The organism is Bradyrhizobium sp. ARR65 (assembly GCF_000472385.1).
In the GTDB taxonomy this organism is placed as follows: domain Bacteria; phylum Pseudomonadota; class Alphaproteobacteria; order Rhizobiales; family Xanthobacteraceae; genus Bradyrhizobium.
Window position 1 is genome coordinate 1 of the sequence record NZ_AWZU01000118.1, and the last position, 3,270, is coordinate 3,270.

Here is a 3,270-nt window from a genome sequence, read left to right on the forward strand (position 1 = left end):
GAGGAATCCAATACTGGCCGCCATGGCGAGGACTGTGCCGATTGTTGGTAAGAGGCGTGTGAAACCTTCGGTGTATTTGAGGCCGATTGCCCAGGCAATTTCGCACAGGCCAGCAACGATGAGGAAGAGCCAAGCCATGAGAACGCCCCTAAAATGTTTAAACCCCCTTAGCAAGGTGTTTCTAACGTATGCCTCAAAATCAAGCTTGGAAAATCTGTAACAGGATCGGGGCTGGGCAGCCGTCGAAGCTGCCAGCAGGGGCTGCAATGACGTCAGTCGATAGCCTACTCGAACCGCCATCGAAGAATCGGCTATGGGTCAGACCCGGTCGTCAGGCATCGCCCGCGATAGGTCTGCCGTGCCTCGAACAGCCGACGTTAGCCCTTGAGGCGCTGAACAGCCGCCTCGGACCAGAAGGAGACTCAGCACCGCCGCAAAACGAACCAAGGCGGCGACTGTCGGCGGGCCGCTGGTACAGCCCGCCACCTTCCGCGTTGTCACTTCTGCTCGACGCCCTCAACACCGAAGACGCGGAAGCTGGCGTACTTACTGCCAACCTCGGTCACATTGCGCTGCTCTTTGTCCTCGAACGCCTTGACCCTGTCCATGTCAGGGAATTGTAGTAGTACTACGCGATTGGGTGGCGGGGCTCCGACAAACCCAACCGCTTTGTTCAACCCGCCGCCGATGTACTTGCCCCCGAATTCTTTGATGTTGGCTTGCGCCTTTGGCAGAAAATCCTTCATGTAGCCGTCCTGATCTTTGACATCGATTTCGGCTACTACATAGCCTGGTGCCTTAGATTGCGCGTGTAAGATACTAGCCGCACCAACGCCGAGAACAAAGCTGGCGATTACAGCCGCCGCAATCTTGTAGTTGGATTTCATCGCGATTTCCTCCCTCGTCGCGTGCGCGGACGCCGGGGCGCACGCTGCCCGGTCGAAATCGGCAGCGTTATTCGCGCGAAACGCCACACCCGCTCCTTCGAACAGGTTCATTGATTAAGCCAAAGCTTATTCTAACGGCGGGACATTACAATGTCCGTTGAGGGTCAGACCAGCAAGTCCGTCAGATAGTCCGCTAACCTCCAACAGCGGCCCAAGCTCAGGCTCAGGAAAGGCCACGCTGCTGCCCGATCTTCCTTCTCCGCCCCGCGCATCACGATCTTGAGCGCGTCATCCGGTAGCGGCCGTTGAAGCGACTTCGCCTCATCCCACGGCTCCCGCATCCAAACGTCGCGCTCCTCGTCCATCGTCAAGATCACCGGCATCGCCTTCGGATGGATCGGCTTCACCACCGCGTTAGCCTCGGTGGTGAGAAAGCCGTAGACTTGATGCGGCCCTGGGACCGCCTTTGACTTAGTGCCACGGTCGCCCTTGAACGTGGTCCAGATGCCTGCAAAGGCGAACAATGGGCGGTCTTCACTAAACGCGAACCATACCACGTCTTTCGTCTTCCTTCTTCGTCTCAGGGTTCGGCGCCGGCACGTACTCGGCGAAGCTGTTGGCCGGGACCAAGCAGCGATTTTCGGGCTTGAGCCACGTGCGCCAATGCGGCGATGACGTGTTGCGGATGTTTGTGACCGGCGCCCCCGCCCGCGCGCGGCGGGGGCGGCATACCCCAGCGCATCGTCACCAGCTCGGTGCCGTTCTCGGTGTTGCGGATCACGGGCGCCGGATAATCGGGAAAGACACCCGGCATCGGCGGCAGGTTGCCGACCTAGCGATTGACGACCGAAAAAGGGCGATGATGGCGGCCTGGTTGATGGTGATGCTGTAGAGATTGCATATTCCCGGTCTTCTCGCGCCTACGGCAACGATTTGTCCATTGCTTGCAGTATGGCGGCGAACCGCGCCTCAAGCTCGCCGCGCATGTCGGGATGTGTGAGTACGTAGAGTTCATTCTCTCGAACAGCGGAGAGGACGCGCGCGGCGACCTCGGCTGGATCGAGACCGGCCTCAATCCGCGTCGCAATTTCGGCAACCAGGGCGGCCGCCGGACTCGATGGGTCGAGCACAGGCGCTTCGCCGTAACGCGGCTGTCGGTTGCGCCCGCTCTCGCCTATGCGGGTGCGCACGAACCCGGGGCACAATACAGTCACTCCGATGTTGTGCGGCTTGAGCTGCATCGCCAACCCTTCCGACATGCCGACCACGGCAAACTTGCTGGCCACATAAGGGCTGAAGCCAAGCCCGCCATGCAGACCGGCCATCGACGCGGTATTCACGATGTGGCCCCCCTCGCCATGCGCCCGGATGTGCGGCAGGAACGCGCGAACCCCGTGCAGTACGCCCATGAGGTTGACGTCCAGAACCCATCGCCAGCTATCGACCGAGATGGTGTCGATGCCCCCACCCGCAGCAACGCCCGCGTTGTTGCAGAACACACTTACATTTCCGAAAGCCTGGTAGGTCGTCTGCGCCGCGTGCTCGACGCTTGCAGGATCGGCGACATCGCACACCACCCCGCGCACGTTCGGACCAAAAGGATGAAGGCTGCGGAGGGCGACGTCGAGAGCGCGGGCTTCAATGTCGGCAAGCATCACCTTCATGCCTGCTCCCGCAAATGCGCGGGCCATCGCCAATCCGATACCACTGGCTCCTCCAGTTACGAATGCCGTCCTGCCCGTCAGTTCTCTCATGATCTATTCCCTACCCTGCCCCTTGGCTTCGGATGCCCCTACCGCTCGCCCGGCCACCAATACGACGGCGGATCGCTCGCGGAAATCTTGGTGCGCCGAAGCGCGATCAAATGGCTGCGCTTATAGGGATAGCCGCGCACGTCCGAGCAGTCCTTGCAGCGCATGTAGCGTTCCAGCTCATGGATGGGCGTCGTCTTTGGCCGCCGCACGATGTCCAGCGCGACGGTCTGATGCGTGTCACAGCCGAGGCAACGGACTTCAAGATAGAGGTAGCCCGCATTGAGCGCGTCACCGAGCGTCGGCGACGGCTGCGCCGGACCCTTGAAGGCGAGCATGCGCTTGTTCCAAGCCTCGCAGGCGAGCTTGTCGGCTTCCTTACGAGCTTCAGCAGCGCGTCGGGCCGCTATTCTGACCGAGCTGCCGTAAAGTCTGTCGCGCGATTTGGTGCCCATGGCCGCGACAATGCCCTCACCGAGCCAGGATGAGCAAGCCGCTAGAACTTGCGGTGGCGGCGAAGACGGATCCTATGGACGGTGAGCAGCAGGAACACGCGACCTCCTTCTAAGTTGCACTGTACCGAAATGGAGGAAAGCCGATGAAACTCACCGCGATTGCACTGGCTTTGATTG

At 60.6% G+C, this 3,270-nt stretch carries 4 protein-coding genes and 1 pseudogene; all 5 read right to left on the reverse strand.

The genetic code is table 11. From position 1 onward, the window contains the following. A partial coding sequence (locus F758_RS47040) for a DMT family transporter (protein WP_245286790.1) occupies nucleotides 1-138 on the reverse strand: 138 nt, incomplete at its 3' end. Between the two features lie 359 nt (nucleotides 139-497). Then, the gene (locus tag F758_RS47045; protein WP_024513480.1) at nucleotides 498-998 is read right to left on the reverse strand and encodes a DUF1330 domain-containing protein; all 501 of its coding nucleotides are present in this window, start codon (nucleotides 996-998) and stop codon (nucleotides 498-500) included. 53 nt (nucleotides 999-1,051) lie between these two features. Next, nucleotides 1,052-1,790: pseudogene (locus F758_RS46215) on the reverse strand (SOS response-associated peptidase). 17 nt (nucleotides 1,791-1,807) lie between these two features. After that, nucleotides 1,808-2,641, reverse strand: a complete 834-nt coding sequence (locus F758_RS0142760; protein ID WP_024513481.1) for an SDR family NAD(P)-dependent oxidoreductase — start codon at nucleotides 2,639-2,641, stop codon at nucleotides 1,808-1,810. A gap of 38 nt (nucleotides 2,642-2,679) precedes the next feature. After that, a complete protein-coding gene (locus F758_RS0142765; RefSeq protein WP_024513482.1) occupies nucleotides 2,680-3,093 on the reverse strand; it encodes a hypothetical protein in 414 nt (137 codons plus the stop codon). Nucleotides 3,094-3,270 lie beyond the last annotated feature (177 nt).